Genomic DNA, 23,677 nt, shown 5'->3' on the forward strand with positions numbered 1-23,677 from the left:
GGATTTGAAGCATGATTTTTCCACAGGGGTGATTTTAATTCCCAGATTCGCCGTATTTTCAATTATTGAGTTAATTTTGTAAAAAAATATTCTTGCGCTATTTCATTGAGTTTTCTTACTTCGGCAAAAATTATTTTGGCTACCAGATCCAGCCGAATGAAATCTCTGTTCAGGAGGAACTTGAAAAAGCACTTTCAACCCTGTTGCGGGCGGAAATCAAGATCACAGGAGCGGGAAGGACCGATACAGGAGTTCATGCCAGAAAAATATTTGCCCATTTCGATACCGAAACCATTCCGGATGAAAACCTCACGCACCGGCTCAACAGTTTTCTGCCGCCAGATATTGCGGTGAAGCGGATTTTTAAGGTTGAAGATGACTTTCATGCGCGTTTTGATGCGACCTACAGGACTTATGAATACCTGATTTCCATCGAAAAAGATCCTTTTACCCAGGATTCGTCCTGGCAGCTCTGGAAAAGAAAACTTCAGGTCGAAAGGATGAATGACGCCTGCAAAATTTTATTCGAGTACGAAGATTTTACGAGTTTTTCAAAACTTCATACCGACAATAAAACCAATAACTGCAGGATCTATAAAGCACAGTGGGAGCAGAACGGCACAGAACTGAAATTCACGATCTCAGCAGACCGTTTTCTGAGGAATATGGTGAGGGCCATCGTTGGAACGATGGTGGAAATAGGAGCCGGAAAACTGGAACCTGAAGATTTAAGAACCATTATTGAGGACAAAAACCGCAGTTCTGCCGGTACTTCTGCACCGGCGCAAGGTCTTTTTCTGGTGGATGTAGGATATAACTTTAAATAAAAAATATGATTGGAATCTTTATTTTAATTGCTGCGTACCGTTATTATGCCTCATTGGCAGAAAAATTCAACAAAGTAAAATGGCATTACGGAATATTGGGCATCGCGATTTATATCGGAACCCAAGTTATATTCTTGTTCTCAACTGGGGTTTATATAGGATTTACTGACCCCGACTCCATTGATGACAGTAATTATAACAGCCTTTCCGGGGTGAACCTAATAGGATGGGCACTTGCTATAATTGTAGTATATGGTATTTATAAATTATTGGAAAAAAGATTCGAAAAGGAACGTATAAAATTGCCTTCCCTTGAAATTGAAGAAATAGGAAAGAGAGAAGTTTAAGAAATATGAAGAAGCAAACCACCTGGCAGATTATACAGCGGCTGTTCCGCATCGGGATGAAGTTCCGGTCCTGGTTTATCCTGACCCTGGCTATTTCCATCGTTCTGTCTGTTATTTCCACGTACAGGCCATATCTCACGATGCAGATCGTGGATACCGACATCATCGAACTGAAAGACAAGTCGCAGATGATGAAGCATATCTACATTCTGGTGGCGTTGGTCTTTGCCGAGTCTTTTTTTAATTTCTTTCTGGTTTATTTTTCCAACTTTATTTCCCAGAATGTCATCCGCGACATCCGCGAAAAACTGTATAAAAAACTCATCTATTTCCGAACTTCTTTTTTCGACAAGACTGCAATTGGTCAGCTCGTCACGCGTGCAGTAGGCGATGTGGAAACCATTGCGACGGTGTATACCGACGGCTTTCTCATGGTGTTCGGGGATATTTTACGGATTGTTTTCGTATTGGTCATGATGTTTCAGGTGGATGTACACCTGAGTTATATTTCCCTGGCTATTCTCCCTCTTATGGTCTTCATCACCAGGTTTTTTCAGAAAAGATTGAGGAAAGCCTTTGGCGACGAACGAACATGGACGTCGAACCAGAATTCCTTCGTTCAGGAAAGACTGGCAGGAATGCCGATCATTCAGGTGTTTAACCGTCAGCAGGCTGAATTTAAAAAATTTGATGAGATCAACATCACGTTAAAAAGTGCACTGCTGAGAACTGTTTTTATCTTTTCCCTCTTTTTCCCCGTGGTGGAACTGATCTCTTCCCTGTTTATCGGATTTATCCTTTTCTATGGCGGATATGTGACGATTACTGCCGGAAAAGTCATTGCCTTTATCCAGTTTATCTCCATGCTGATCCGACCGCTGCGGCAGATTGCCGACCGCTTCAACAACATCCAGCGCGGAATTGTGGGTGCGGAAAGGGTTCTGGGCGTCATGGACGAGGATTTTGCCATGACGAACAAAGGGACGGTCTCCAAAGACCATTTCGATGGTAAGATTGAATTCCGCGATGTTCATTTTTCCTATGACGACAAACAGGAAGTGCTGAAAGGCATCAGTTTTAAAGTGAATCCGGGAGAAACCGTGGCGATTGTCGGGGCAACCGGTGCCGGAAAATCCACGATCATCAGTCTGATCACCCGTCTTTATGACATCAATTCCGGAAAGATTCTTTTGGATGATGTGAATCTGAAGGACTATGAACTCTATAATTTAAGGAGCCATATCGGCGTGGTACTGCAGGATGTGTTCCTTTTCCACGGAACCATTTTTGAAAACCTGGCCTTTGGCGACGATACCGTGACGATGGAACGGATCCGCAAAGTGGCACAGGATATCGAAGTAGATGAATTTATCGAAAGCCTTCCGGGCGGTTATGAATATGTCGTGAGCGAACGCGGCAGCTCCATTTCCCTGGGCCAGCGACAGCTGCTGTCATTTTTAAGAGCCTATCTGTCGGATCCCAAGATCCTGATTCTGGATGAAGCCACGTCATCCATTGATCACGAAAGTGAAAAACTCATCCAGCGTGCCACGGAAAAAATCACGAAAAACCGGACCTCCATCATTATCGCGCACCGGCTTTCCACGATTGAAAAAGCCGACAAGATCATCGTTATGGATGGCGGGAAGATTGTGGAAGAAGGCAGACACATGGAACTGCTGCACCAGAACGGTTATTACGCGACGCTGTACAAATCGCAGCTGAAGCATGAGGTGGAGGAGAGTGAATCTTGATGTATCATCCCGTGCGCCACACGAAGAATTCGTTCGGCAGCGAGGGACAGGAAAAAAACTGAGTTATTTATTCAATTTATATAGATTTTCTAAAAAGATTATTTTTTCATCTTGACTCCATTTATCTGTATAAACGAGCAGATTCAAAAAATTATTTTTAGTTGAACCGAATAGAAATATATTATCTTCTTTTTCATCATTATATTTCCAAATTATATATTCTAATTTAGAATTTTCTTTGATCTTTTCTGTTTTAAATTTATTTTCTTTCCTGTAATCTGAATCCCAAATATAGAAGAGCTTTACGTTTTCAAAATCTGATTTATTGCTTTTAAAGAAAGAATATGCTTTTTTAGGATTTTGAGCAATTGCTATTATTACTCCATCTTTATTTTTTAAATAAGTTTGACCGGAATCCTCTATTTTATTTAATTGCACCCAATTGCCTGGAATTTTAACTTCACCGGAATTTGTTTTTAATATAGAGTACCCCATGAGATCTTGACAAAAGATAAAATTTGGTAAGAAAAAAAGCATCATTAGCATTAAATTTAATCTATTCATATTTCAGGTTTTTATGATTATACAGAACTTTTACTATCACAGTCTTAATACTTAATTACAAAATTCAAATATACTGAAGGCCGGTTCACAAACCCTGAACCGTACTTTTTATGTGCCTTCGCAAAAACTAATGTAATTGGTGATTACTTCAGATTTGTATTTTAATTTGAAAAAGTCCAGTTTTTTAAAATATGGAAGCTTTTTTTTAAAGTATTGATTGATCTGACAAATATACTCGACTATATTTTTTGGGGTATTTTTATTTTCCAAAGCAGTTTCATCCAATTGATATAATAATTCATTTGCTTCTTTAACGGTCCAGTTTTTATAATTTTCGGACCTTTTTTTAATTTCGTCTGTCATATATTGATCTCCGACAAATTTTTTTGAATTCAAAATATCTTTATATTCTTTTGCCTCGGCAATCAAGCGGGGAATATTATAAACGCTTTGATACAGGTCGTTTGCCAAGTTAATATTATTTACAACGCAACCCGTTTTTATCTGCACAGAGTCGTTATCTTGCATATGCTGTTTATATAAGTCAACAATTTTATTTGATTTCCTATTAACAAGACTTTGTGAAAAATAAGCTTTCAAAACTGGATTTCTACTAAAAGCTAAATATTCAATTTCTTCTTGCGTAGCTGTTTTATTAATGCTGTCATAAATAATATAAACCTTACTTGGGGCTCCGTCAACATTCACATATTGTGACTCTGCTCTCTCAAAATTTGATAGTTTATTTGCTAATTCTAAGATATTTGGTCGTAGTTGCGAATAACATACACTACAAATAAATAATAAAAATAACGGTGCAATCTTTTTCATGGAATTTCTACTGTATTATTTAGATATTACATTCAGCATTTTTGAGTCCTCAAGTGTCTCACACATTATCATTAAGTTCGAAACCAAATATACTAAAGTAAACTCACAAAAAATAAACTAGGCTTTCCTTTGAAGAAAAATGCACCGTTATTAGAACTCTGATGAACAAAAGTAATTGATAAAATGATCAAAATTTTTACTCATGATGTGTTAAAAGTCAGCAGGTTATGTTTTGATATTGAGAAAAATGATTAATTTTATTCAACAAAAAAACTTCATACTATGCCATTAACTAATTTAAACAGCGCGCACCTGAGCGCAGCACAGGTAACTGCCGCAAAAGCTGCAGTTGCTGAATTGGAAAATGCACTGAGTGCAGTGAATGTAACACTCACCAGCGAAGAACGGCAGCGGTACGGCAGCATCAACGAACAGAACAAGCTGCTCGTGAACAAAGTGAACGATTACCATAAAAGCAACCCCGGCCTTTCGGTGGCCGATGTGGATTGGGACGAGTTCGAAAGGGATCTCAAAAGCAGGGAAGTGCTCGACAGCCTGATTACGAGTCTGGAAGCAATGGTGACCAAACTGAAGAACGCCAAGACCCTCCACGACTATGATAACTACCAGGCAGCGCTGGCCGATTATGCTTATTCCGGCTACCGTGCAGGTACGGGCGCCGACGGGTATGAAACCAAGTTCAATGAAATGAAACAGTTCTTCGTCCGTAGTGGTAAAAATACGAACTCCAGCCCGCAGGGTACTTAAGATTTGCCATGTACAAAAAGGCCCGCTCCATCGGCGGGCTTTTTTTGTGCCTCGTTGCGGTCTTTTACTCCATTGGACCATTAAATGACCCCGTCGGTGCGCTTTCTAACCCCAAATTTGGTGTTCCGGACCCCAATTTTCCGGTTGAACAACCATTAATTTGGGGACATTTACCGGAAGAGCAGGGTAAAATACCCCGTCGATGGATTAAATTAATGGTCCGGCGGGGTTCAGAACCGGGCGGATGGGGTTGGGGAGCGGAATGGGAGGGCACATGAAAGAGGTAAGCTGCGATTTCGCGTAGCAGTGCGGGGCTAATTATGGGCTGAATTTTCTAGAAGCTTTTTTAAGGATCGGTTTTCTGTAAAAGTTGGATAATTCAATCGAAATCTCTCAGTTAAAACAGTAAAATAAATCTTATTATTTTGAAGAAACAGTATTTTAATATAGGTATTCTGATTCCCTGCATCTTCATAAAAAACAAATACATTTGAATCATTCCTAAATTCAACCCATCCATTGCTTTCAGAAAGCTTTTTTAACATTGCCCTGTTTTGTTCTTCATTACATTTGGTTACAACAACTTTCAAACGTTTCTCAGTTAATTTTTTATATGTTATATAACAAAATGACAAAGAAATTAAACCTGATAGGTAGATAAAAAATTTTTCATTTTCATTCAAATTTTGTTCATTTTTCAGGACCATAAATGTTGCGAAACATATACCCAGAGCTGCAATTATATGTGTAAAAGTATCTAGTCTGTCAAAAAAAGATTCTTTATAAACCAACCATTTTTTTTCAATGCTTTTTGAGAAGTTAATTTGGGGTATCGTTTTCATCAGATTAAATTAATGGTCCGGAGGGGTTCAGGAGGGGGTGGATGGGGTTGGGGACCGGAATATAAAGTGAAACCAAAGGATTGTAGTTTAGTTTAGGAAAGATATTCAATAATTTCTTTGTCTTCTAATATGGTCGGTAATATGAAAAACATCTTTAATCCAGGGATGATTTAGCGCTTAGCTTCGGTCAAGGATATTTCCGAGTAAGTCTTGTTGCCAGGAAGATTCTTCCTTGTCTATATAAGGCCAACCTGATAGTTTTCGCCGTTTGTCCAGATCCTAAATGGAAAAGCGGTGCGGGTTTTGGCTCCTCGTCGTCTCCCCAATCTCCAATGCTAATAATTCCGGTAACCAATGAGGCTCTTCGAATTCGATTTTGAGCATAATGATGATTTAATGGGATATAACTCGTTTACAAAACAGAGGGAATTATTATAAAAAATGATGTGACACACCAAAAGGATTCGTTCGGTAGTGGGAGTAACTATGTTAAGCATTCATTTTAACCAATTTCAGTTTAATACAATTAGCGTTTATTTTTTCCAAAGCATTAAGAAATTCAGAGGTATCTAGGAAATAACTTGGATAAGCTTTTTTCAAATCTTTAAATGAAGTTGCAGAAACTAAAACAACTGCACTTTTAGAATCATCAATTGCTCTTTCTATTTCTAAATATCTTTGCGTAGCTAACTCATATTTTGATTTATTAAATACGTTAATTGTAACGCCTTTTTTTTCGGTGTCTATATGTATCAAATAATAATCTCCAGGGAATTTTTGTTTTTCAAGATGTTCGGTTGTTACTCTTAATGCTCTTAAAGTATCTAATACGTTCAATTTTTCGCAAAGACTATAACATTGAACCATAAGTTCTTGCATAGTCATATCTTCATGTTCCTCTAATACAGGAAGATTTTCCTTAATTGCAAATAATGAACTTACAATCTTAAATAAAATTAACCATTCATCTGGACCTTGACTAGATTTTAAAGATGTTTTGGTAATAATTTCTGCAGTTTCAACTGCTGTAGCCCAATTGTGCTGAAGTTTAGTCCTAATTTGTAATTCAACTTTTAAATTATCATACTCAGGGACTCTTGAAGAATATTTGTAAATATAATGTATACTTCTATATCCAGAAGTTTTAGGAGATTCTACGTAATCATTACGTTTTTCATATCTATTATAATGATTAGTATTTTCTAAGATAGCTTTTAATTTATATAGGTCTTTAACGTCCTTTAGTACTGCACGATATCCTCCTAGATCTTGCATGCCACCTAATCCCATTTGAGGATTTAAATCTAATTTGTATACAATGGAGGTTAAACGTTTAAGTCTTTGTGAAATAAGAATAGGAGATATTTTATTTTTTTCAATCACTTTGACAAGTCTACGTTTCATTACTTTTAATGGTTGTAAATGATTTGCTCTCCAATCATTAATTAAAAAAAGAGCATCATTTATTTCATCCTGTGATTTGGATGTTAATAATATATTTCCTGCTTTTGATATTTGTTTACGAGAATACTTCATAAAAGTATGACTTCTATATGTCTGATATAATAATACAAGCATCACAATTGGTAGCTATGTATAGTGTGCCCAGCTTATCTTTTTCAAATATAATTAAATAAGTTTGTATGTCAGCAGTAAAAAGCCCATTCAGAATTTTCTGAGCGGACTTGTTATTTATCGTTGGGACTGCCTCGTCGCGGCTCCTGACTGGCGTCGGAAGCCGATCCTTGCAATGACACAAGTTGGTTCGCAGTGACACAAAAAAAATCCGCTCAGAAAATTCTGAACGGATTTTTTGTTGCTATATGCTTTAGGCAGTATGCTGTAAGCTTAAAGCCTATTGCTTAATGCTTATGGCGCGAAGCCGCTTACATCATTCCCGGCATTCCTCCGCCGCCCATAGGCATGGCAGGTTCTGCGCTTTTCACTTCGGTGATGACACATTCGGTCGTCAGCAACATTCCGGATACGGATGCTGCGTTTTCCAAAGCTACACGAACTACTTTCGTAGGGTCAATGATTCCTGCTTCGTACATGTTTACATATTCGTCGGTTTTCGCATTGAAACCGAAATCTCCGCTTCCTTCCGCAACTTTCGCCACGATCACGGAACCTTCGCCTCCTGCGTTGGCCACGATCTGTCTCAACGGCTCTTCGATCGCTCTTTTCACGATCTTGATCCCGGTTGATTCGTCCTGGTTTGCCCCTTCGAAATCCAGCACCGAGATCGCTCTTACCAAAGCAACACCACCTCCGGGAACAATTCCTTCTTCCACGGCAGCTCTTGTTGCATGCAATGCATCGTCAACACGGTCTTTTTTCTCTTTCATTTCCACTTCAGAAGCAGCACCTACGTACAGTACGGCAACTCCGCCGGCCAGTTTGGCCAGTCTTTCCTGAAGTTTTTCTCTGTCGTAATCGGAAGTGGTAGATTCCATCTGTGCTTTGATCTGGTTTACACGACCTTTAATCAGGCTTTCTTCACCAGCACCGTTTACAAGAGTAGTATTGTCTTTATCGATGGTTACTTTTTCAGCAGTACCCAACATTTCCAACGTAGCGTTTTCCATGGTGAACCCTCTTTCTTCAGAAATAACAGTTCCTCCGGTTAAGATTGCGATGTCTTCCAACATTGCTTTTCTTCTGTCGCCAAATCCAGGAGCTTTCACTGCTGCGATTTTCAACGAACCTCTTAGTTTGTTCACGACCAAAGTAGCCAAAGCTTCCCCTTCAACCTCTTCACAGATGATTAAAAGTGATTTTCCTGCCTGAGCAACCGGTTCCAGAACCGGAAGCAATTCTTTCATGGAAGAGATTTTTTTCTCTACCAACAAGATGTATGGATTTTCAAGTTCCGCAACCATCTTTTCAGGATTGGTCACGAAGTAAGGAGACTGGTAACCTCTGTCGAACTGCATTCCTTCCACCACATCAACTGTAGTGTCGGTTCCTTTTGCTTCTTCCACCGTAATTACACCTTCTTTACCCACTTTTCCGAACGCTTCAGCGATCAGCGTTCCGATGGTATCATCGTTGTTCGCAGAGATTGAAGCAATCTGTCTGATTTTTTCTGAAGTATCGCCCACTTCCTGAGACTGAGAAACGAGGTTTTTCACGACAGCAGTAACTGCTTTGTCGATCCCTCTTTTCAGATCCATTGGGTTTGCACCTGCTGCAACGTTTTTCAGACCTTCGCGAACGATAGCCTGTGCTAGAACGGTTGCAGTAGTGGTTCCGTCTCCGGCGATATCGTTGGTTTTGGAAGCTACTTCCTTCACCATCTGAGCTCCCATGTTTTCAACACGGTCTTCCAGTTCAATTTCTTTAGCAACGGTAACACCGTCTTTGGTTACGTGCGGTGCACCGAAAGATTTTTCGATCACTACATTTCTGCCTTTCGGTCCTAACGTTACTTTAACTGCATTTGCCAATGCATCTACGCCTCTTTTCAGTGCGTCTCTTGATTCGATATCGAATTTTATTTCTTTTGCCATAATTTGTTGTATTAATGTACTTTGTACAGTGTATTAATGAAATGACGTATTCATGGAAAATCATTTTACATGAATACCTTTTACTTTTTACAATTTTATCCTAAAATTCCCAATAAATCAGATTCTCTTACGATGAGGTAATCTTTACCATCCAGTTTCAATTCAGAACCTGAATATTTTCCGTACAAAACTTTGTCTCCGGCTTTAACCGTCATTGGTTCATCGATTTTGCCGTTTCCAACAGCGATTACGGTTCCTTCCTGTGGTTTTTCTTTTGCGGTATCCGGAATAATAATTCCTGAGGCAGTTGTAGTTTCTGCAGCGTTTGGTTCAATAAGAACGCGGTCTGCTAATGGTTTGAAATTTACTGACATATTGTATTGTTTTAGTTAAATTTTTGACTTGCCATCTGTTTCTCCAAAACTTTGCCAATGATGATCTCGGCAAGATGTGGCTTTGCTTATGTTAAAATTTGGCAGGTTTTCGCCAACAGAGTGAAATTTTGTCATAAAAAAAGTCATTCAGATGTGAATGACTTTTTTCGTTTAGTTTTTCTTTCCTGCCGCCTGCATCGGGTTTACCCTTTCCTGGGCAGCACCTCTTGCTGCATCTCCCGTTTTCTGTTTGAAAACCTGGAATTTTGATGAAGGTACAGGAATCTCGCCCCAGAAATTGTTGGAAGTATCAATATCCGCGGTTTCTTTCATTGGGTCGAGCTGGATGGATTTCAATTTTTTATCGAAATAATAGGTTTTGGAAACCTTCTGTTCGTTTTTTCTCCAGATCTGGGCTGAAGATTTGTCCACAAGTTTGCTACCGTCTTCAAAGGTGAATTCAAGGATAATTGGCATCACCAAGCCTCCTTTATTGCTAAAGTCGATTTGGTAAGCAGTGATATTCTGGAGTTTTGCTTTATCCTTTTCAGGAACTTTTTCCGTGTTTTCAATTTTCACAGCATACTTTTTGTCATTGTCCACTTTTTCCATGCCGCGGTCGTAACGCCAGTAGAAATCCTGGGTTTCTTTATCCTTATCGGTATAGAAGGTGATGTTTTTATCTTCGCGGTTTCTGATTTTCGAAATATCTTCAAAACTGTTCTGCAAAGGTTTTTCAACATTATAGGTGATGTCCTGAGATCTTGGAACCGCTTCCAGATCCGGCCCAGCAACCGTTACTTTATCGATTGAAATATCTACAGGATTGATTCCGTAAAACCAGCCGCGCCAGAACCAGTCAAGGTTTTCGGCACTTGCGTCATTCATCGTTCTGAAGAAATCCGCCGGTTCAGGGTGTTTGAAAGCCCATCTTTTAGCATACGTTTTAAAAGCTTTGTCGAAAAGTTCACGTCCCATAATGGTTTCGCGGAGAATATTCAGACCAGTTGCCGGTTTGGAATACGCATTCGGACCGAACTGATTGATGTTTTCCGAATTGGTCATAATAGGCTCCAGCTGGTCTTTCGGGAGTTTCATATAATCAACGATGGTGTGAGCGGGACCTCTTCTGGAAGGGAATTTATTGTCCCATTTTTCCTCGGTCAGATATTCCACAAATGTATTGAGGCCTTCATCCATCCAGGACCACTGTCTTTCATCGGAATTGATGATCATCGGGAAGAAATTATGCCCGACTTCATGAATAATCACGCCAATCATTCCGTTTTTGATGCCTTCAGAATAAGTGCCGTCTTTTTCTGTTCTCCCGTAATTGAAACAGATCATCGGATATTCCATTCCGTTTGCGGCTTCAATAGACTGCGCCACCGGATAAGGGTAAGGAATCGTAAATTCAGAATAGGTTTTTATGGTATGGGCGACCGCTTTTGTAGAGAATTTTCGGTATAAATTATAGGCTTCTTTCGGATATAAACTCATGGCCATCACCTGGTTTCCGTTTTCAGGAATGGTGACCTTCATCGCGTCCCAGATGAATTTTCTGGAGGAAGTCCAGGCGAAATCACGAACATTTTCGGCTTCAAAAATCCAGGTTTTTCTTTGTTTTGATTTGTTTTTCTCCGCTTTTTTAGCTTCATCCAAGGTGACAATTTCCAGCGGTTCTGCTGAATTCTGTGCCTGTTTCCATCGGGAAAACTGCGCAGGACTTAAGACCTGTTCGTAATTTTTTCCAACGCCGGTTCCGGTAACAATATGGTCCGCAGGAACATTCATGGTTACTTTAAAGTTCCCGAAAGCCAATGCAAATTCGCCGCGTCCGGTAAACTGGTTGTTCTGCCATCCTTTAAAATCGCTGTACACACACATTCGCGGATACCACTGGGTGATGGTGTACAAATCGTTGCCGTCTTCCGGAAAATTTTCATAGCCGCCTCTTCCGCCCATGGCGATTCGGTTGGGAATATTGTAATTCCAGTCGATCTTAAATATAAATTTCTCTCCTTTTTTCAGGATTTTTGGCAAATCAATCCGCATCATGGTTTTGTTCACCACATATTTCAATGGGTTTCCGGATGCGTCGGTCACTTTTTCGAGATTTACGCCGTAACCGTTGTCTTTTTTAGGCAGTTCAGTAATTCTCAAGCGGTCGGAAAAAGACTGGCGCGGAAGCGTGGACTCGCCGTCATAACCTGCATTTTTTACAGAAGACTGTTGGTTTTCATCAAGCTGAAGCCATAAATACTCCAGATCATCCGGAGAATTGTTGTAGTAAGTAACTGTTTCGGAACCTTTAAGGTTTCTTTTGTCTTCATCAAGAAACGCTGAAATCTCGTAATCGGCACCGTTTTGCCAATAGCCCTGTCCGGGCGCGCCCGAAGCGGTTCTGTACATATTGGGAGTCGGCAGCATGGTGCCCAACTGTTCGAATTTATTTCCATGGTTGCTTGAAGGATTGTTCTGGACATCCTGGGCAAACATCCCTAAAGGAAGAAAAAATGATAAAAGGAGGGATTTGAATTTCATATTCAAAGTTTAAAAATTTTAATCAAAAATAGTTAATTATTTTCAGGTATGTACCGGAAATCTTTGCACACCTATTACAAAAGCGATGATGAGCGTAAGAGCGGATGTGAAGACGATCCAGTACACTTTCCTGATTTTCAGAAATCTCATCAGTAAAAATTCGGTCAAAAGGATCAGTGAAACCACTGCGATCTGCCCCAGTTCCAAACCAATATTGAAGCCCAAAAGCGGAACAGCAATGTTCTGTTCTGCAGCCATCATCATCCTTGCGGTATTGGCAAATCCCATTCCGTGGATCAGACCGAAAAACAGCGCGAGGTAATAGTTCATCCGCATTAAATTCTGCTGTCTGTTTCTCATCAGAAGATTATCAAGGGCGGTAATAAAAATGGTCAGCGGAATCAAAAACTCTACCCAATTGGCAGGAATCCTTACGATATCCAGGATGCTTAAAGCCAAAGTCAGGGAGTGGCCAATGGTAAACGCGGTGACGAGCCAAAGGATTTTTTTGTATTCCCTGAACGAATAAACCGCTACTAAAACCAAAACAAACAGCTGATGATCGAGCGCATCAAAGGAAATGATATGTTCCCATCCGAGTTGTAAGTAAAGAAGCAGATCCGTCATTTTCAATAAAGTATTCAGCGACGATAATACAAAATTTATTTAACTTTGGACCATGCAAAAGTTGTTAATTGTTTTCATTTTTTTTCTTGTTTCTTCTGTCCAGGCAAAAGAAATTCATCCCTATCACGTTGGTTCTGTTGAATTTAAATACAATCCGGCCTCGAAAACTTTCGAAATCAGCGGGAAATTTTTTCTGGATGACCTTGAAAACGCTCTAAATGAAAAATACGGGAAAGCGGTTCACTTTAATGACCCTAAATACAAACAGGAAATCAACGCATTTCTCGTAAAATACTGTGAAGAATACCTGAAACTGAAAGTGGACAACAATTTCCTGAAAATTACATATATAGGATTTGAAGAAGATCAGGAAGCGGTGAACATTTATCTGGAATCCGAAAAAACCAATGCTCCGAAAAAAGTGGAGACTGCCGTAAGCCTGCTCTATAACCGTTTTGATGACCAGATGAATATCATTCATATCATTGTGGGCGGCAACAGAAAAAGCCACAAACTCAATTATCCCGACCGTTACCTGTACCAGAATTTCTAGGTACTGAATTCTGCATTGATCTTTTTTGCATGTGCGAGCAAATCGGGAAAGAAAAGTTCAAAATGAATTTTTAACTGAGGTTTATTGTTCAGGAAAACCTCGAAAACGCCTATGTTTTTATCGAGATATTTCGCTTTGTTCAGCACATTGCGGAAAGAAAATCCAATGCCACTTTCGTCGCGGTAATGATAGAGCCAGTTGTCTCTCTCCATACCGTCCAGCATTCTTTTAAAATTTTCCGGAAAAATGTGTTCGTGGGTTCTCAAAACCCTGTAAACGTTTTCGGAATGTTTTTTCAGGATTTTTTCAGGCAGCGAATTGGCCAGAAAATAGTCAAAAGCTACGTCAACAAATGCTCCGGAATATAGTCTCACCAAAGGGCTGAAAATTTTCTTCGCTTCATGAATTTCGGGATGCGCATCCGTAAAGGTATCGATCTCCCGGTGCAGTGTGATGCCTTCACCTATTTTTTTCGGAAAGGAAAAACGGTCTTTGTTCCGGATAAAATCTTCCAGAAACTGTCCGACAATCTGTTCATCGGTAAAGGTGAGGTAGGAGTGGGCGAGGAAATTCATGAAGTGAATTTAGAACAAATGTTCGTGAAAATCCTCAATCTTGCTCACTTCCACAATGATAATCCCGAATTTTTTCTTTGGAATCTTATTCAGGTTCGAAACAAAAATCTTTTCATAACCGAGTTTTTCAGCCTCGGAAATCCTTTGTTCAATCTGCGGAACCGGACGGATTTCGCCACTCAGTCCTATTTCTCCCGCAAAACAGAAATGTTCTGAAATCGCAATATCCTCGTTGGAAGAAAGGACAGATGCCACTACAGCCAAATCGAGTGCAGGATCATCGGTTTTAATTCCACCGGTAATGTTCAGGAAAACATCTTTCGAACCCAACTGGAAGCCGGAGCGTTTTTCCAGAACTGCCAAGAGCATATTCAGTCTTTTTGAATCAAAACCGGTGCAGCTTCTCTGCGGTGTTCCGTACACTGCAGAACTTACCAAAGCCTGAATTTCAATGAGCATGGGGCGGTTTCCCTCCAGCGTTACTGCCACAGAATTGCCTGAAAGTTCTTCAAATTTTTTCGTGATCAGGATTTCCGAAGGATTTTTGATTTCTTTCAGACCCTGCGCAACCATTTCGTAAATCCCGATCTCGGAAGTTGAACCGAAACGGTTTTTGTTGGCCCTTAACAAACGGAAAAGATGGTTCCGGTCGCCGTCGAAATTCAGGACGACATCCACCATATGTTCCAGCACTTTCGGACCCGCGATCTGGCCGTCTTTGGTGATATGACCGACCAAAAATACCGGCGTGTTGCTGTCTTTCGCGTATTTGATGATCTCGTTGGAACATTCCCGGATCTGGGAAACCGTTCCGGGAGAACTTTCAATGAGCTGGCTCTGTAAGGTTTGTATAGAATCGATGATGACAAAATCGGGTTTCAGTTTTTTGGCTTCGTGCAGGATTTTCTCCACCGAAGTTTCCGTATAAAGAAAACAGTTGGGGTTCTGGAGTTCCGTCAGACGGTCCGCGCGCATTTTTATCTGTGAAGCGCTTTCTTCACCCGAAACATACAGGATTTTCTTCTTCATTTTCAAAGCTAGCTGCAAAAGAAGCGTCGATTTTCCAATTCCAGGTTCACCACCAATTAAAGTAACGGAACCGAGAACAATTCCGCCGCCCAAAACGCGGTTCAGTTCTTCCGAAGGCGTTGCAATGCGCTGTTCTTCGTTGGTTTCAACCTCAATGATGTTGATGATATGCTGTTTCGATTTATCGGTAAAAGTTTTTGAAGGTGATTTTTCGACAATTTCCTCCACCAAAGTATTCCACTCGCCGCAGTTCTTGCACTGGCCAAGCCATTGCGGATACTGAGTACCGCAGTTCTGACAGAAATATGCTGTTTTAAGTTTTGCCATGTGGTAAAATTAATGAAATTCTTCACAAACATTGCCTTCAAAAGATATCATACATCAATTCAGGAAACTTTCTTTCGTGATATCTTTACACCTAATTAAACTTCATAAAATGAAAAAATTATTTTTATTCTTTGCTTTCGCTTTTTTAAGCAACACTGCATCTGCACAGACTACCTGGAAAGTAGATCCAATGCATTCATTCGCCTCTTTCAACATCAAACATATGGGCATCAGCTTTGTGGAAGGACGATTTGATAAGATGGACGGAACCGTTACTACTACAGGAAACGCTCTCAATAATGCAAAATTCGATTTCATGATCGATGTAAATTCCATCAACACCAATGTGGAAATGAGAGACAATCACCTGAAAAGTGCTGATTTTTTTGAAGCTGAAAAGTTTCCTGCCATGAAGTTTGTGAGCACCTCCATTAAAAAAGGTAAAGGAAATTCATACATCTTAACCGGAAACCTTACCATAAAAGATGTCACCAAAAAAGTGAGTGTGCCCGTAACCTACGGCGGTATCGCAAAAAACCAGCAGGGTAAAGAAGTTTTAGGTTTCCAGACCAATTTTATCATCAACCGGCTTGATTACAATATCAAATATGATCCAACCGGAGGAGCTGTGGCAAAATATGTAGACATTAAATTATTTGTAGAACTGGTTAAATAAAAGTTTTCCAAACATTTAAATTAAAAACGGCGCCGAAAAATGGTGTCGTTTTTTTGGTTAAGACCAATTTATCATTGTCTTGCATTGCTTTTTCCCCTAACTTTGCACAAACCTAAATCTAATGAGTAAAAAGAACACGAAATACATCTTCGTCACTGGAGGGGTAACGTCATCTTTAGGAAAAGGAATTGTTTCGGCATCGCTTGGTTTACTGCTAAAATCAAGGGGATTTAATGTCACTATCCAGAAACTTGACCCTTATATCAATATCGATCCCGGAACATTAAATCCCTACGAGCACGGCGAATGTTATGTAACTGAAGACGGCGCTGAAACCGACCTCGATTTAGGACATTACGAAAGATTTCTCGACTCCCCGACTTCCCAGAACAATAACGTTACTACGGGTAAAATTTACCAGACGGTTATTGAAAAGGAAAGAAAGGGCGATTTTCTCGGAAAAACCGTTCAGGTGATTCCTCATATTACCAACGAAATCAAGCGCCGGATAAAAATTCTGGCCAAACAGAATTACGACATCATCATCACCGAAATCGGCGGAACGGTCGGCGATATTGAGTCACTTCCTTATATTGAAAGCGTAAGACAGCTGAAATGGGAGCTGGGTGCAAACAACACAATGGTCATTCATCTTACTTTGCTTCCATTTCTGGCTTCAAGTGGTGAACTGAAAACCAAACCTTCCCAGCATTCGGTCCGTCAGCTCATGGAAAGCGGAATTCAGGCGGATGTTCTGGTCTGCAGAACCGAACATAAAATTCCGAAAGAGCAGCGCGCAAAACTTGCCCAGTTCTGTAACGTAGCTCTTGAAAATGTGATTGAATGTAAAGATCTGGACACGATTTATGAAGTTCCGCTTTATCTTCAGAAACAGGATTTTGACGATGTGGTGCTGAAAGTGCTTGATCTGAAAAACGACAAGGAGGCCGATTTAAAAGACTGGAAAAGCTTCCTGAAAAGATACCAGAATCCTAAAAAATCGGTAGAAATTGCTTTGGTAGGGAAATACGTTTCCCTGCAGGATTCCTACAAGTCCATTGCAGAAGCTTTTATTCATGCAGGTGCAGATCTGGAGACGGAAGTGCGCGTAAGATGGGTATACAGTGGCGATTTAACTGAAGAAAACATCAAGGAAACATTCGACGGAATTGACGGAATGCTGATTGCGCCCGGTTTTGGCGACAGAGGCATTGAAGGAAAAGTTCTTGCAGCAAAATATTCGCGCGAAAATGAAATTCCGCTTTTGGGCATCTGTCTCGGAATGCAGATCATGACCATCGAGTTTGCCCGCAATGTTTTGGGATATAAAAAAGCCAATTCAATGGAGTTTGATCCTTCCACACCTGAACCGGTTATTTCTTTGATGGAAGAACAGAAAAATGTGGTGGAAAAAGGCGGAACGATGCGTCTCGGTGCGTGGAAATGCGCATTGAAAGCGGGCTCGAAACTCAATGACATTTACGGATCCAAGAATATTTCCGAAAGACACCGTCACCGGTATGAATTCAACTCCGAATATCAGGTAGAGTTTGAGAAAAACGGCCTGGTTCCGTCAGGTTTCAATCCCGAAACCGGTTTGGTGGAAACGCTTGAATTAAAAAATCATCCTTTTTACGTAGGAGTTCAGTATCACCCGGAATATAAAAGTACAGTAGCCAGCCCGCATCCTTTGTTCAAGGCGCTGATAAAGGCTGCATCAGCAAAATAAAAAAAAGAGGTAGAGGACAAAATGTTTTCTACCTCTGCTGTTTTTAAAGGAAAGGAACAAAAAGTTCTTCTTTGCCAAAAAATTCAGTATTTTTGTCACCCAAAATTAAGAGGAACGGATTTTGTGAAAAATCCTGCTTAACAATACACTATTCAATTAAATACAATGCAGCAAAATAACGGACTGGATAAAAACCAGTTGCTCAGCTTCGCAGTCTTTTCAATGATTCTGATCGGATTTATGTTTTATTTCCAAAATAAACAATCCAAAGATCAAAAGGTTAAAGAGGCAGCAAAAACAGCACAGGTTGCCCCCACAGCTAATTCCAATACTGTGAAACCGGCTCTGGTTACCAATTTGAACGACAGTTTGAAATCCGCAGCTATTCAGCAGGTTCAGCTGAAAAACAAGGAACTGACCTTGGGAATATCCACTTTGGGCGGCCAGATTTCTACAGTTCAGTTGAATGAATACAAAGCCTATAACCCCAAGACTGATACGAACGATAAAAATCTTCTGCTTTTCGACAAGAACAATTCCGCCTATGGATTTCAGTTCAAAGACAAAACAGGAAAAACCTTCAGCACAAAAGATTTGGTCTTCACTCCGGTACAGAACGGCAATTCTGTGACCATGCAGGCTGATGTTAACGGCGCTATAATTCAGTTTATTTATACCTTATCAAATAAATATGCTGTCGATTTTCATGTAAAAACACAGGGTTTAAATCAGTTGGTTACAGATGGGAAAGCTGATTTTATCTGGGATTACAGCGTTCGTGAAATGGAAAAAGGGCGTTCTCAGGAACAAACCCACACCGAATTTGCCTACACGTTCGACAATTATAAATCTTATGATTATGATGCCAGAACTGAAATGGATGAACCCGAGGAAACGCTGAACTGGATTGGGATTAAACAGCAGTTTTTTACTGCAGTCCTTGAACCACAATCTGGCTTTAAAAATTCAAAGGGTAACCAGGAAAATATAGAAGAAGGAGAGTTTCTGAAGAAATTTAATTTCAACGGGCAGGTAGATCTTGCCGGAAACGAACTGAATCAGAGCTTCAAATGGTATTTTATGCCTTTGGATATGCCTTTGTTAAAGGAATACAACAAAAATTTTGATGAGATTCTTCCTTTGGGCTGGTCTTTCATTGGCTCTTTAAACAGATGGTTCTTCATTCCTATCTATAACTGGCTTTCCGATTTCGGAATTGCTGCCGGTTGGGTGATCTTTCTTATGACGATTGCTACAAAGATTATTTTGTCACCGATTATGTACAAACAGCATAAATTGAGTGCGATGATGCGCGTAATCCGTCCGGAAATTGATGAGGTAAATGCCAGACTGAAAGGTGCAGATGCCATGAAGAAACAGCAGGAAACCATGGCCATCTACCGGAAAGCAGGGGTCAATCAGATGGCAGGCTGTTTACCGGCTTTGGTACAGATTCCTATATTTTATGCGCTCTTTCGCTTTTTCCCAAATATGATTGACTTAAGAGGAAAGGGATTCTGGTTTGCAAAAGATCTTACGGCTTATGATGATCTGATCAAGCTCCCTTTTAAAATACCGTTTTTTGGATGGGATCATTTAAGTGTTTTAGCTATTGCATGTACAGTTGTTATCTTGATTTATACCGTTATGACTTCCGGAAACATTCAGCAGCCACAGCAGGAAGGGATGCCGAATATGAAGGTGATGATGTATATTTTCCCGATTACATTCCTTTTCTTTCTGAATACTTCAGCTTCAGGACTTTCGTGGTATTATTTTGTATCCAATGCGATCAACATTTTAATTATACTTGTCATTAAATACTGGATTCTGGATGAGAAGAAGATCCACGCACAAATTCAGGCGAATAAACTGAAAGAGCCTAAAAAAGAAGGCAATTTCCAAAAAAGAATGCGGGAGATGATGGAGAAAGCACAGGAGCAGCAAAAAGTACAGCAGCAACATACGAATAAAAAGAAATAAGTACACCTTATATATATGTATATAAAAAAGCGGAAAAATATTTTTCCGCTTTTTTGTGCTTAAAGTTCTCCATAATTATTGCTCCTAAAACAGCCTTTTAAATTTAGTAAAAAAGCTACAAAGTATCATCTTCGTCCGTATAACTATAATCTAACCGGAAGGAACGCCGGTGATGAATGGTGGGGCCGAATTTCACAAGCGCATCCCGATGCTCCCTGGTTGCATAGCCCATATTGGTATTCCAGCCGTAATGGGGAAATTCTTCATGGAGTTCCATCATGAGTTTGTCCCGGTAATTTTTAGCCAGAATAGACGCCGCAGCAATGGAAAGAAGTTTGGTGTCACCTTTCACAATACATTGATGAGGAATAAAATTATAAGGATGAAAACGGTTACCGTCCACGAGGATCAGTTGCGGCCGGATCTTCAGCTGATCGAGGGCCCGATGCATCGCATGAATACTGGCATTCAGAATATTGTGTTCATCAATAAAAGAAGGTGGAAGTTCAGCGATGGCATATTCCTGTGAATGATCCTTAATATAGGAATCAAGCTCCGCACGGAGTTTAAATGTTAATTTTTTAGAGTCATTAACCAAATTTTGCATAAAGTTTTCATCTAAAATAACAACCGCAGCAACCACTGGGCCGCATAAGCAACCACGGCCTACTTCATCGCAGCCTGCCTCAATATAATTATCCGACCATTTTTTTAGCAATTCCATAAAACCTCTAATTTTCACCCAATGTTAAGTACTTATTACAAATATATTAAGAATTTTTTAACAAAAAATTTGTTTGTATAGAGAAAGTTTTGCACATTTGCTTTAACGAAAAATTTAATTTGATATGAAGAAACTAACAACAAGCGTTTTAGTGGTAGTTCTCGCTGCTTCATTTAATATGATGAGTGCACAGCAAGACTCCCTTAAAACGCAGCAGATTGAAGGGGTTGTTGTGACAGCTCTGGGTGTTAAAAGACAGGCAAAATCCAGCACTTATGGAAAGACTATTGTAGATGGTGATCAATTAAGAGAAGTTACGAGTAGTAATCCTTTTGAAAATCTGTCCGGAAAAGTAGCGGGTGTAGATATTTCTGCTCCAGCGCAACCAGGGGCGACACCGAAAATAATTACAAGAGGATTTAAATCACTGGGTAATAACCAACCGCTTTATGTAATTGATGGAACTCCAATGTTGAATGTGTCATCCAGCAAAACAGGTTTTGACAGTACATTCGATACCGGCTCTTCTATAAATGATTTAGATCCAAACATTATAGAGTCAATGAACTTCTTAAAAGGTGCAGCGGCGACCGCGTTATATGGTAAGGATGGAGCAAACGGGGTGATTTTGATTACCACCAAAAGAGGTAAAAAAAGATTGAATATTGATTATATATCCAGTATTGATTTTTCTGAAGTGGCAAGAGTGCCTCATATCCAGACACGCTTTGGGCAGGGTTGGAATGGACTTTCTTATTCTACCGTGGTAGGAGAAGGAGGTACTGCAGCTTCCAACGAAAATGGTTCTTGGGGACCAATGTTTAATGGCAGCATAAGACCATGGGGCAGAATTGTGAACAACAGTCAGATGATTAAGCCTTATGTAGGATTGGAAGATGCCGTACGTGAATTTTTTGATATTGGTACCACTTTTAGTAATACAGCTACTATTTCAGGTGGAGGTGATAATGCAGATGCTGCTTTAACCATCAGTGATATCAGCTCTGATGGGGTTTTCCCAACTGACAATGATAAATTTATGCGCCGGGCGTTTGGTTTTAATGGAGGTCTCAGTTTCGATAAACTGAAGGTTAGGGTTTCTGCTAATTATTCTCATCGAAAAACAAATGCAGTTCCTACTGGTCAGGGAGATGATGCCTCATTTGGTAAGTCAGTGTTTCAGGAAATACTGCAGATGCCAAATGATGTCAGCTTAATTGATCTACAGGATATGGGAAATATTTATAACACCCCTTCATATTTCTTCACCCCTTATGCGTCTAATCCATATTCGGTTTTGAATAATAATATTGTAAGGGCTAAATCGGACCGGTTTTTTGGAAATACCAATTTTAATTATGATTTTACTGATAACTTTTCGGCAACCTTACAGTTAGGGGCTGATGTTCAGAATGAAGATATCAAGCGATGGGGAGCAATAGTTGACTATGTTCCCGGTTCGCCTCAGGACTTAGCAACTGCGAACAGAGTGGTAGGTGCCGTACGGGAATCCAAAAGAACGGATAAACTGTATGATGCTTATCTGACTTTAAATCATAAGGCTGAGTTTGGGAAAAATTGGGGATTGATGACGGCTCTTGGTACAGGATATACCCAAAAAAGTGGCAACATTCTGGCAGCACAGGTTACAGATTTAGATTTACCGAATTTTTACGAACTTTCCAATTCTGCTTCAACTCCGATTTTGGCTCAGGATAATTATTTAAATAGATTTTTTTATGTTTTTGGTTCGGCTGAACTAGGTTTTTTAGACAGATATTTCTTAGTAATGACAGCGCGAGAAGAATGGACTTCAACTTTACCAGTGAAATCCAACTCTTACTTCTATCCTTCTGTTGGGGTAAGCGCAATTGTTTTGAATGACAGTAATTTCTTAAAATTAAGGGCAGGTTGGGCACAGGCAGGAAAAGATACTACGCCTTATCAAGTCTATGCAATTGCTGAACAAACCACTAATGATGGCTATTTTGGCTCATTACTTTACCCTTTTGGTGGTGTAAACTCTTTTGAAATTGGTACTAGAGTTAGTAATGAGGATCTTAAAAATGAGCTTACAACTGAAGTAGAAGTTGGCGCTGAAGGTCGATTTCTGAGAAATAGGGTTGGTTTTGATGTCTCATTATACAACCGAGGTACTGAAGATATATTACTTACTAAAATATTACCACGATCTACAGGATATAGAGAAATACTGGGAAATTTCGCATCAGTAAGAAATAAAGGAGTAGAGTTACTTCTCAATTTAAAACCTTTGAAATCAAAAGACTTTGAGTGGGATTTAACGTATACTTTCACGAAGAATAGGAGCAAAGTTATAGACATTAAAGGAGATGATACAGAAATAGTCCTTGTTAATAATTATGGAATTACCTATAAATTTGTAGAGGGCGAAACCATAGGGACATTTTACGGATTTGTTCCTAAAACAAATGCCGCAGGCCAGTATATTGTTAATGCGGCAACTGGGTATTATGAAAAAACAGAAGAAGAACAGAAGATTGGGGCATCAGAGAGAGATTTCGTAATGGGGCTTCGTAACTCATTCACTTACAAGAATGTCAGTCTTTCTTTTGGTATTGACTGGAAACAAGGAGGAGAGATGTATTCATATACAAAAAGGTTAAGCCACTTCGATGGTAATGGAATCGAAACCATTTATAATGACAGAAATCCGTTTATCATTCCAAATTCTGTGATCGATAATGGAGACGGTACCTATTCTGAAAACACTACTCCTATAAGTTATGAGAATGTTGCTAATTTTTACAATACCAGCAATAATCCGGCTATTGAAAAAACGCACATAATTGATAAAACTTTTATTAGATTAAGAGATGTTTCACTGGCATTTAAATTTCCTAAGGAATGGCTTGGTGGAATGGGTATAAAAGGGGCAACCTTTTCACTGTATGGAAAAAATCTTTTTCTATGGACACCTGCGGATAATCCATATGTAGATCCTGAATCAACCACCTACGGTAATGATTTGAATAGTGAAATGGGAGAATTCAGTTCCAACCCAACCCAACGAACCTATGGGGCCATGTTTAAGTTTAATTTTTAAATAAAA

20 protein-coding genes are annotated in these 23,677 nt (G+C 39.7%); 9 read left to right on the plus strand and 11 right to left on the minus strand.

Annotated features, from left to right (window positions below; all coding sequences use genetic code 11):
* Window positions 1-92: 92 nt before the first annotated feature.
* The 3 genes from truA to FUA25_RS05255 are packed head-to-tail and all read left to right on the plus strand — an operon-like array spanning window position 93 to window position 2,928.
* Window positions 93-827, plus strand: a complete 735-nt coding sequence (gene truA, locus FUA25_RS05245; RefSeq protein ID WP_147755855.1) for a tRNA pseudouridine(38-40) synthase TruA — start codon at window positions 93-95, stop codon at window positions 825-827.
* Between the two features lie 5 nt (window positions 828-832).
* Window positions 833-1,174 (plus strand): hypothetical protein, encoded by a 342-nt coding sequence (locus FUA25_RS05250; RefSeq protein WP_147755856.1) that lies wholly within the window; start codon window positions 833-835, stop codon window positions 1,172-1,174.
* Window positions 1,175-1,179: 5 nt separating this feature from the next.
* On the plus strand, window positions 1,180-2,928 hold the full coding sequence (locus FUA25_RS05255) for an ABC transporter ATP-binding protein (RefSeq protein WP_147755857.1): 1,749 nt from the start codon (window positions 1,180-1,182) through the stop codon (window positions 2,926-2,928).
* Between the two features lie 63 nt (window positions 2,929-2,991).
* On the opposite strand, the gene FUA25_RS05260 is transcribed toward FUA25_RS05255, so the two are convergent.
* Window positions 2,992-3,492: a hypothetical protein gene (locus FUA25_RS05260; protein ID WP_147755858.1), complete on the minus strand. Its 501-nt coding sequence runs from the start codon at window positions 3,490-3,492 to the stop codon at window positions 2,992-2,994.
* A 108-nt stretch (window positions 3,493-3,600) separates the two neighbouring features.
* Window positions 3,601-4,323: a hypothetical protein gene (locus FUA25_RS05265; protein WP_147755859.1), complete on the minus strand. Its 723-nt coding sequence runs from the start codon at window positions 4,321-4,323 to the stop codon at window positions 3,601-3,603.
* A 282-nt stretch (window positions 4,324-4,605) separates the two neighbouring features.
* Between FUA25_RS05265 and FUA25_RS05270 the strand changes: the two genes are divergently transcribed.
* Window positions 4,606-5,091 (plus strand): hypothetical protein, encoded by a 486-nt coding sequence (locus tag FUA25_RS05270; protein ID WP_147755860.1) that lies wholly within the window; start codon window positions 4,606-4,608, stop codon window positions 5,089-5,091.
* Between the two features lie 314 nt (window positions 5,092-5,405).
* Here FUA25_RS05270 and FUA25_RS05275 read toward each other — a convergent pair whose 3' ends face one another.
* The 6 genes from FUA25_RS05275 to FUA25_RS05300 form a co-directional block, all read right to left on the minus strand.
* A complete protein-coding gene (locus tag FUA25_RS05275) occupies window positions 5,406-5,933 on the minus strand; it encodes a hypothetical protein (protein WP_147755861.1) in 528 nt (175 codons plus the stop codon).
* A gap of 489 nt (window positions 5,934-6,422) precedes the next feature.
* Window positions 6,423-7,469, minus strand: coding sequence for a RelA/SpoT domain-containing protein (locus FUA25_RS05280; RefSeq protein WP_147755862.1), 1,047 nt, complete (start codon window positions 7,467-7,469; stop codon window positions 6,423-6,425).
* 350 nt (window positions 7,470-7,819) lie between these two features.
* Window positions 7,820-9,445 carry a chaperonin GroEL gene (gene groL, locus FUA25_RS05285; protein ID WP_147755863.1) on the minus strand — a complete coding sequence of 542 codons (1,626 nt, stop codon included), beginning with the start codon at window positions 9,443-9,445 and terminating at the stop codon, window positions 7,820-7,822.
* 95 nt (window positions 9,446-9,540) lie between these two features.
* Window positions 9,541-9,819 carry a co-chaperone GroES gene (groES, locus tag FUA25_RS05290; RefSeq protein WP_147755864.1) on the minus strand — a complete coding sequence of 93 codons (279 nt, stop codon included), beginning with the start codon at window positions 9,817-9,819 and terminating at the stop codon, window positions 9,541-9,543.
* A 171-nt stretch (window positions 9,820-9,990) separates the two neighbouring features.
* Window positions 9,991-12,363, minus strand: coding sequence for a M1 family metallopeptidase (locus tag FUA25_RS05295; protein ID WP_147755865.1), 2,373 nt, complete (start codon window positions 12,361-12,363; stop codon window positions 9,991-9,993).
* Window positions 12,364-12,405: 42 nt separating this feature from the next.
* Window positions 12,406-12,990 carry a HupE/UreJ family protein gene (locus FUA25_RS05300; RefSeq protein ID WP_147755866.1) on the minus strand — a complete coding sequence of 195 codons (585 nt, stop codon included), beginning with the start codon at window positions 12,988-12,990 and terminating at the stop codon, window positions 12,406-12,408.
* Window positions 12,991-13,042: 52 nt separating this feature from the next.
* Here FUA25_RS05300 and FUA25_RS05305 point away from each other — a divergent pair, with 52 nt between their 5' ends.
* Window positions 13,043-13,543, plus strand: a complete 501-nt coding sequence (locus FUA25_RS05305) for a DUF6702 family protein (RefSeq protein ID WP_147755867.1) — start codon at window positions 13,043-13,045, stop codon at window positions 13,541-13,543.
* Here the strand turns inward: FUA25_RS05305 and FUA25_RS05310 are convergent.
* A complete protein-coding gene (locus FUA25_RS05310) occupies window positions 13,540-14,118 on the minus strand; it encodes an ACP phosphodiesterase (RefSeq protein ID WP_147755868.1) in 579 nt (192 codons plus the stop codon). The two genes, FUA25_RS05305 and FUA25_RS05310, sit on opposite strands and share 4 nt — an antisense overlap.
* 9 nt (window positions 14,119-14,127) lie before the next feature.
* On the minus strand, window positions 14,128-15,474 hold the full coding sequence (radA, locus tag FUA25_RS05315) for a DNA repair protein RadA (RefSeq protein WP_147755869.1): 1,347 nt from the start codon (window positions 15,472-15,474) through the stop codon (window positions 14,128-14,130).
* 109 nt (window positions 15,475-15,583) lie between these two features.
* On the opposite strand from radA, the gene FUA25_RS05320 reads away from it, so the two are divergent.
* The 3 genes from FUA25_RS05320 to yidC all read left to right on the plus strand — a co-directional run bounded on the left by FUA25_RS05320 (window position 15,584) and on the right by yidC (window position 19,862).
* Complete coding sequence (locus tag FUA25_RS05320) at window positions 15,584-16,150, plus strand: YceI family protein (RefSeq protein ID WP_147755870.1); 567 nt, start codon at window positions 15,584-15,586, stop codon at window positions 16,148-16,150.
* 121 nt (window positions 16,151-16,271) lie between these two features.
* On the plus strand, window positions 16,272-17,879 hold the full coding sequence (locus FUA25_RS05325; RefSeq protein ID WP_147755871.1) for a CTP synthase: 1,608 nt from the start codon (window positions 16,272-16,274) through the stop codon (window positions 17,877-17,879).
* A gap of 165 nt (window positions 17,880-18,044) precedes the next feature.
* Window positions 18,045-19,862, plus strand: coding sequence for a membrane protein insertase YidC (gene yidC / locus FUA25_RS05330; RefSeq protein ID WP_147755872.1), 1,818 nt, complete (start codon window positions 18,045-18,047; stop codon window positions 19,860-19,862).
* Between the two features lie 115 nt (window positions 19,863-19,977).
* Here yidC and FUA25_RS05335 read toward each other — a convergent pair whose 3' ends face one another.
* Window positions 19,978-20,586, minus strand: coding sequence for a ribonuclease HII (locus FUA25_RS05335; RefSeq protein ID WP_147755873.1), 609 nt, complete (start codon window positions 20,584-20,586; stop codon window positions 19,978-19,980).
* Between the two features lie 124 nt (window positions 20,587-20,710).
* Between FUA25_RS05335 and FUA25_RS05340 the strand changes: the two genes are divergently transcribed.
* Window positions 20,711-23,671 (plus strand): SusC/RagA family TonB-linked outer membrane protein, encoded by a 2,961-nt coding sequence (locus FUA25_RS05340; protein WP_147755874.1) that lies wholly within the window; start codon window positions 20,711-20,713, stop codon window positions 23,669-23,671.
* The last annotated feature ends 6 nt before the right edge of the window (window positions 23,672-23,677 follow it).

It is taken from the genome of Chryseobacterium sp., from assembly GCF_008014695.1.
Lineage (GTDB): Bacteria > Bacteroidota > Bacteroidia > Flavobacteriales > Weeksellaceae > Kaistella.

Bases quoted from the DNA above. Each gene is read 5' to 3' on its own strand.
- FUA25_RS05250 (WP_147755856.1), top strand. From the start codon at position 833: ATGATTGGAATCTTTATTTTAATTGCTGCGTACCGTTATTATGCCTCA.
- FUA25_RS05255 (WP_147755857.1), top strand. From the start codon at position 1,180: ATGAAGAAGCAAACCACCTGGCAGATTATACAGCGGCTGTTCCGCATC.
- FUA25_RS05260 (WP_147755858.1), bottom strand. From the start codon at position 3,492: ATGAATAGATTAAATTTAATGCTAATGATGCTTTTTTTCTTACCAAAT.
- FUA25_RS05265 (WP_147755859.1), bottom strand. From the start codon at position 4,323: ATGAAAAAGATTGCACCGTTATTTTTATTATTTATTTGTAGTGTATGT.
- FUA25_RS05270 (WP_147755860.1), top strand. From the start codon at position 4,606: ATGCCATTAACTAATTTAAACAGCGCGCACCTGAGCGCAGCACAGGTA.
- FUA25_RS05275 (WP_147755861.1), bottom strand. From the start codon at position 5,933: ATGAAAACGATACCCCAAATTAACTTCTCAAAAAGCATTGAAAAAAAA.
- FUA25_RS05280 (WP_147755862.1), bottom strand. From the start codon at position 7,469: ATGAAGTATTCTCGTAAACAAATATCAAAAGCAGGAAATATATTATTA.
- groL (WP_147755863.1), bottom strand. From the start codon at position 9,445: ATGGCAAAAGAAATAAAATTCGATATCGAATCAAGAGACGCACTGAAA.
- groES (WP_147755864.1), bottom strand. From the start codon at position 9,819: ATGTCAGTAAATTTCAAACCATTAGCAGACCGCGTTCTTATTGAACCA.
- FUA25_RS05295 (WP_147755865.1), bottom strand. From the start codon at position 12,363: ATGAAATTCAAATCCCTCCTTTTATCATTTTTTCTTCCTTTAGGGATG.
- FUA25_RS05300 (WP_147755866.1), bottom strand. From the start codon at position 12,990: ATGACGGATCTGCTTCTTTACTTACAACTCGGATGGGAACATATCATT.
- FUA25_RS05305 (WP_147755867.1), top strand. From the start codon at position 13,043: ATGCAAAAGTTGTTAATTGTTTTCATTTTTTTTCTTGTTTCTTCTGTC.
- FUA25_RS05310 (WP_147755868.1), bottom strand. From the start codon at position 14,118: ATGAATTTCCTCGCCCACTCCTACCTCACCTTTACCGATGAACAGATT.
- radA (WP_147755869.1), bottom strand. From the start codon at position 15,474: ATGGCAAAACTTAAAACAGCATATTTCTGTCAGAACTGCGGTACTCAG.
- FUA25_RS05320 (WP_147755870.1), top strand. From the start codon at position 15,584: ATGAAAAAATTATTTTTATTCTTTGCTTTCGCTTTTTTAAGCAACACT.
- FUA25_RS05325 (WP_147755871.1), top strand. From the start codon at position 16,272: ATGAGTAAAAAGAACACGAAATACATCTTCGTCACTGGAGGGGTAACG.
- yidC (WP_147755872.1), top strand. From the start codon at position 18,045: ATGCAGCAAAATAACGGACTGGATAAAAACCAGTTGCTCAGCTTCGCA.
- FUA25_RS05335 (WP_147755873.1), bottom strand. From the start codon at position 20,586: ATGGAATTGCTAAAAAAATGGTCGGATAATTATATTGAGGCAGGCTGC.
- FUA25_RS05340 (WP_147755874.1), top strand. From the start codon at position 20,711: ATGAAGAAACTAACAACAAGCGTTTTAGTGGTAGTTCTCGCTGCTTCA.